The sequence below is a fragment of the Fodinibius sp. genome, assembly GCF_041642155.1.
Lineage (GTDB): Bacteria > Bacteroidota > Rhodothermia > Balneolales > Balneolaceae > Fodinibius.
Map to the genome: position 1 here is coordinate 1 of NZ_JBEPWZ010000202.1, position 5,467 is coordinate 5,467.

Annotated in this window: 6 protein-coding genes; all 6 read left to right on the forward strand. The window is 47.8% G+C overall.

Going from position 1 to position 5,467, the window contains the following annotated elements:
- The first annotated feature begins 530 nt into the window (after window positions 1-530).
- Window positions 531-2,474: a threonine--tRNA ligase gene (gene thrS, locus ACESLU_RS10970; protein WP_372638690.1), complete on the forward strand. Its 1,944-nt coding sequence runs from the start codon at window positions 531-533 to the stop codon at window positions 2,472-2,474.
- 31 nt (window positions 2,475-2,505) lie between these two features.
- Window positions 2,506-3,066, forward strand: coding sequence for a translation initiation factor IF-3 (infC, locus tag ACESLU_RS10975; protein WP_372638695.1), 561 nt, complete (start codon window positions 2,506-2,508; stop codon window positions 3,064-3,066).
- A gap of 129 nt (window positions 3,067-3,195) precedes the next feature.
- Complete coding sequence (gene rpmI / locus ACESLU_RS10980) at window positions 3,196-3,393, forward strand: 50S ribosomal protein L35 (RefSeq protein WP_372638691.1); 198 nt, start codon at window positions 3,196-3,198, stop codon at window positions 3,391-3,393.
- 197 nt (window positions 3,394-3,590) lie between these two features.
- Window positions 3,591-3,938, forward strand: a complete 348-nt coding sequence (rplT, locus tag ACESLU_RS10985; protein WP_372638692.1) for a 50S ribosomal protein L20 — start codon at window positions 3,591-3,593, stop codon at window positions 3,936-3,938.
- Between the two features lie 209 nt (window positions 3,939-4,147).
- Window positions 4,148-5,155 carry a phenylalanine--tRNA ligase subunit alpha gene (gene pheS, locus ACESLU_RS10990; RefSeq protein ID WP_372638693.1) on the forward strand — a complete coding sequence of 336 codons (1,008 nt, stop codon included), beginning with the start codon at window positions 4,148-4,150 and terminating at the stop codon, window positions 5,153-5,155.
- Between the two features lie 116 nt (window positions 5,156-5,271).
- On the forward strand, window positions 5,272-5,467 hold a 196-nt coding region (locus ACESLU_RS10995; RefSeq protein ID WP_372638694.1), incomplete at its 3' end, for a hypothetical protein.

The window sequence follows — 5,467 nt, forward strand, 5'->3', positions numbered from 1 at the left end:
CCAACTCCGCACGCTGTGGGAAGAAGCAAACGATGCGATGCAGGATGGAGACTGGTCGCTCTTCGGGGAAAAAATGAATGAAATTGAAGAACTGCTCAACAGTGATCAGTAGCCGCCATGCAGGTTCCCCTCCGCACGGCGTGAACTTGCGGAGGGGAGCAGGTAACACCAAAAGAGGCCTCTCATAACCCATAGGCCGGCCTAACCCATCAAATAAGCCTGCCTGCTTTCCGTAGCCCGGGTGAACAGGCGGGTTGAGTTATTTCAGGAATTAAATAAGAAGGAGGCTCTTAAATCCAGGAGTATTAATCATTATCAATTACAAAGCCTTGGCGCACTCAAAACCACCGCAAATATAGGCCTATGTGAAGAGTATGAATGCCCGAAAATGCCGGGATTGGCCAAAAGAGCGGTTTGGCAAAACTCTCTTGAAAATAACGGAGAAAATCGTCTGTGCCTCTTTTTTAATTTTTATATCTTTAGAGGCTCCAGTTACAGAAACTATTTTTACAAAAGTATATTTACACTGAATGCCTGAACAAATTACGATCACCTTTCCGGACGGAACCGAAAAAAAATTTCCGAAAGGAATCACCGGACGTGAAATTGCAGAATCCATATCGATGGGTCTCGCCCGGGAGGCGCTGAGCATTACCCTTGATGAGGAGATTATGGATCTGAGCCGCCCTATTGAAGAAAGCGGCACAATTACCATTAATACCTGGGACAGCGACGACGGCAAATATACATTCTGGCATTCTTCCGCGCACGTACTGGCCGAAGCGGTACAGGAACTGTATCCCCAGGCCAAATTCGGTATTGGTCCCCCGATTGAAAACGGTTTTTACTATGATATCGACTTCGGCGATCAAACCGTAAGCCAGAACGATCTCGATGAAATTGAGGATAAAATTATTGAACTGGCCCGGAACAAGAATGAGTTTGAACGAAAACCGGTATCCAGGAAGGAAGCGCTCGACTTCTATAAAAAACGAGACAACGAATATAAAATAGACCTCATTGAAGACCTCGAAGACGGCACTATCACCTTCTACCGGCAGGGCAGCTTCACGGATCTGTGCCGGGGTCCCCATATCCCGCACACCGGCCGCATAAAAGCCGTAAAGTTAACGAGTCTCGCCGGCGCTTACTGGCGCGGCGATGTAGACAGCAAACAGTTGACACGTATCTACGGCATTACCTTTCCCAAACAAAAGCTTCTGAGCCAGTATATCAAACAGGTGGAAGAAGCCAAAAAGCGCGATCACCGTAAGCTGGGGAAAGAACTGGACTTATATATGATGGATTCAATGGTGGGGCAGGGACTGCCGGTCTGGAAACCAAAAGGGACCGTTTTAAGAAGGGCTCTCGAGGGGTTTCTCAAAGAGGAACTGCTGAAAAGAGGATACCAGGAAGTGATCACGCCTCATATCGGCAATATTGAACTCTACAAAACATCAGGGCACTATCCTTATTACAAAGAGTCGCAATTCGCGCCCATCAAGGTTGATGAGGAGGAATATCTGCTCAAACCGATGAACTGTCCTCATCATCACCGCATATATTCATCCAAGCTGCGATCATATCGCGACCTGCCCATCCGTCTCGCGGAATTCGGATCGGTTTATCGCTATGAACAGTCCGGTGAGTTGAGCGGACTCTCCAGAGTCAGGGGCTTTACCCAGGACGATGCCCATATCTACTGCATGGAGGAACAACTGAAAGAGGAGCTTGAAAATGCAATAGACCTGACCCAGCTTGTTTTCAAAACATTTGAGATGCCCGTCAAGACCCGGCTTTCTTTTCGCGATCCCGAAGACACTGAGAAATATGCGGGGGACGCCTCCTCCTGGGATAAGGCCGAACGACAGATCCAGGAAGTGGCTGATAAGATGGGACTGGACTACTTCATCGGCCGGGGCGAAGCAAGCTTCTACGGTCCCAAGCTCGACTTTATTATCAAGGATGCCATCGGACGAAAATGGCAGCTGGGCACCGTGCAGGTCGACTATGTGATGCCGGAGCGCTTTGACCTGACCTACGTGGGCTCGGACAATGAGAAACACCGCCCGGTCATTATCCACCGTGCGCCGTTCGGATCCATGGAGCGGTTTGTAAGCATCCTCATCGAACATTTTGCCGGCGATTTTCCTGTCTGGCTGGCTCCGGTGCAGGTTCAGATTATCCCTATTGCTGATGAATTTAACGACTACGCCCACAAATGTGCCGCTGAACTAAAACAGCACGACGTTCGAACGGAGGTGGATACCCGAAGCGAGCAAATCGGGGGAAAAATCCGCGATGCTGAAACGAGCAAGATTCCATATATGTTAATAGTAGGCAGTGATGAAGAATCCAGCGGAACAGTTTCCGTTCGCCGCCATAAAAAAGGTGATATCGGGACTTTTGATTTTTCTGAATTTATTTCTAATCTCACTGCAGAGATTGCTAACAAAGAGCTACCGCCGCATTAATTAAATTTTAATAAAACAGTAGAGGTTACTTATCGCAAGACGCAGACGACGACGACCACGGGGCAATGACGACCGCCCCAGTGCTAATGAGGAAATAAGGGCATCCAAAGTAAGGGTTATACACCCTGAAAAGGTTGAAAAGGAACATGAAGTTGTCCCTATCGACCGTGCATTGGAAATAGCTGAATCCTATGGAATGGACCTTGTCGAAGTAGCGCCCAATGCCGATCCCCCGGTATGTAAAGTGCTTGACTTCGGGAAATACATGTATAAAAAGAAGAAGAAAGAGAAAGAGGCCAAGAAGAAACAGCATACCGTTCAGGTCAAAGAACTTCGTTTTCGTCCCAATACGGACGACCACGATCTCAATTTCAAGACGCGGCATGCCCGCGGTTTCCTGGAAGACGGGGACAAGGTAAAAGCCACGGTTCAGTTTCGCGGTCGCGACATGCTCTATACCGACAGGGGTAAAGAGCTTCTGTTGGAGTTGGCCGAAGAGTTAAACGACATAAGCGAAATCGAGACCAAGCCGAACATGGAGGGCCGCCGAATGATTATGATGCTGGCTCCTACCGGCAAGGGCGGTTCTTAGGGAAACCGGTGTTCACAGAACCCGGGCGTGAGGGGTAATTTTGTTTTGCATTATGGTTTATTCTGTAAACTATAATCACTATCTTTCAAGCCTTTTAATTTTAAGAAATCTTTATATAGGTGTTTCGCTATGCCAAAGATGAAATCGAACAGTGGGGCTAAAAAACGGTTCAAAAAGACTGCTTCCGGTAAAATTATGCGTAAAAAAGCCGGTAAAAGTCACCTCCTCACTAAAAAACGAAGCAAAAGAAAGCGAAAACTCGGCAAGACAACGACCGTCGACAAGACGCAGAAAAAGGATGTCGAGCAGATGCTTCCTTATAAATAAACAACGAATATTCATTAACAGAGGGCATTAAGAACCAGGAATTTTGGTCTACATCAAAGCCTGAGCACATTCAAAACCACAGCATATATATAAGCATATGTGAGGAAGTTGAATGCGCGAAAAAAGCAGAGATCGTCCAAAAGAACGGTTTTGCAAAGCTCTCTAACTATTACATTAATCCTTAAACATCAGACCAAATGCCACGTTCAAGAAATAAGGTGGCTTCCCGTCGCCGTCGCCGCAAGATTTTAGATCAGGCGAAAGGTTACTGGGGCAAGCGCAGTAATGTTTATAAATTTGCGAAAAATGCGGTAGAAAAAGGGATGCTGTATCAGTATCGCGACCGCAAAGTTCGTAAACGTGAATTCCGAAAGCTCTGGATCACACGCATTAATGCGGCTGCCCGTCAGAACGACACGACCTATTCAAGATTGATGGGGGCCCTTAACAAGAAAAATATCGAGATCAACCGGAAGGTCCTGGCGGACCTCGCCGTCAATGATCCGGATGCTTTCAGCGCTATAGTTGAAGAAGCAGCAAATTAACAGCATCTGTACTACTTAAAGCCGGTCCTCCTTTGTATGTATGAATACAGGATGGATCGGCTTTTTATTTTTATTGAAGGATTTTTTTGAATTAAATAGATTCCATTACCTTTTTTATACGCCGGGATCGGCGATAGCGCACGGCCGGCCTGATTACCGGACCTGTTTCACAACGCATAATTTAGGATCGATTAATCATTTTATTTCTCATGCTGGATGACATAGAAGCACTGAAAGAAGAAATTGCCCGTGTTACGATAGCCGACGAAGAAGAGCTGGAGACTTTCCGACTGGAATTTTTATCCCGGAAAGGCAAAGTGCCGGCTATGTTTTCCCGGATGAGCGAGGTACCCGACGAAAAGAAAGCAAAAATCGGCAAGGCGATGAATGCGGTTAAAAACCTTGCCGAGAAAACATTCGAAGAACACAAAAAGCGCCTGCAGCGTAAGGAATCGGCAACGCTAAGCGCCAAAGATGACCTTTCACTGCCCGCTCCTCCCTACCCCGCCGGCTCCTATCATCCTCTGACACAGACGCTCGAGGAGATGAAAGAGATATTTTATCGGCTCGGGTTTTCTATCGCAGACGGTCCGGAGGTGGAAGATGATTTTCATAACTTCACCGCGCTCAACTTTCCTCCGAACCACCCGGCACGCGACGAACAGGATACCTTTTTCATCCGAAAGAGCGACGACCCGGAGACCGAGGACCTCGTCCTTCGCACGCACACCTCCCCGGTTCAAATCCGCCTGATGCAGGAGAAGGAGCCGCCTATTCGAACGATCATGCCCGGGCGCGTCTACCGAAATGAGGCGGTGTCTCCCAAATCTTATTTCCTTTTCCACCAGGTCGAGGCTTTATATATCGATACGGATGTGAGCGTTGCCGAACTCAAAGAAACGCTTATCAGTTTTGCGCAGCTGATGTTCGGCAGTGATGTCAAATACCGCTTGCGGCCCGGTTTCTTCCCTTTTACCGAACCAAGCCTTGAAATGGATATCTGGTGGGAGATCAACGGGAGCGGACGCTGGCTCGAAATCCTGGGGTCGGGCATGGTCGACCCCAATGTATTGCTGGCCGTTGATATTGATCCCGAAGAATATACCGGTTTTGCCTGGGGCATGGGCGTGGAACGTATTGCCCTGCTTCGCCATCAGATTGACGATATTCGTATCTTTTACGACAATGACACCCGTTTTTTAGAACAATTCCATTAATCTAATGCTTTTCACCCGTCATCGCGATTACGGGCCGAGACTCTTTAAGGAATGAGATTTACACGAAAAGACCTCGCCTCCGTACATGATGACCGCTTAAACTGACCTGCAGCTCCATGAAAATTTCGTACAACTGGCTCACTGAATTTATAAACCTGGACTTATCCCCGCAGAAGACGGCCGAAAAACTCACGTTGATCGGTCTGGAAGTGGAAGAAGTTACCGCTTACGGCAGCATTCTGGAAGGCGTTGTCGTCGGTGAAGTGCTGGAAGTGAATGAACATCCCAATGCCGACCGCCTCCGCATTTGCC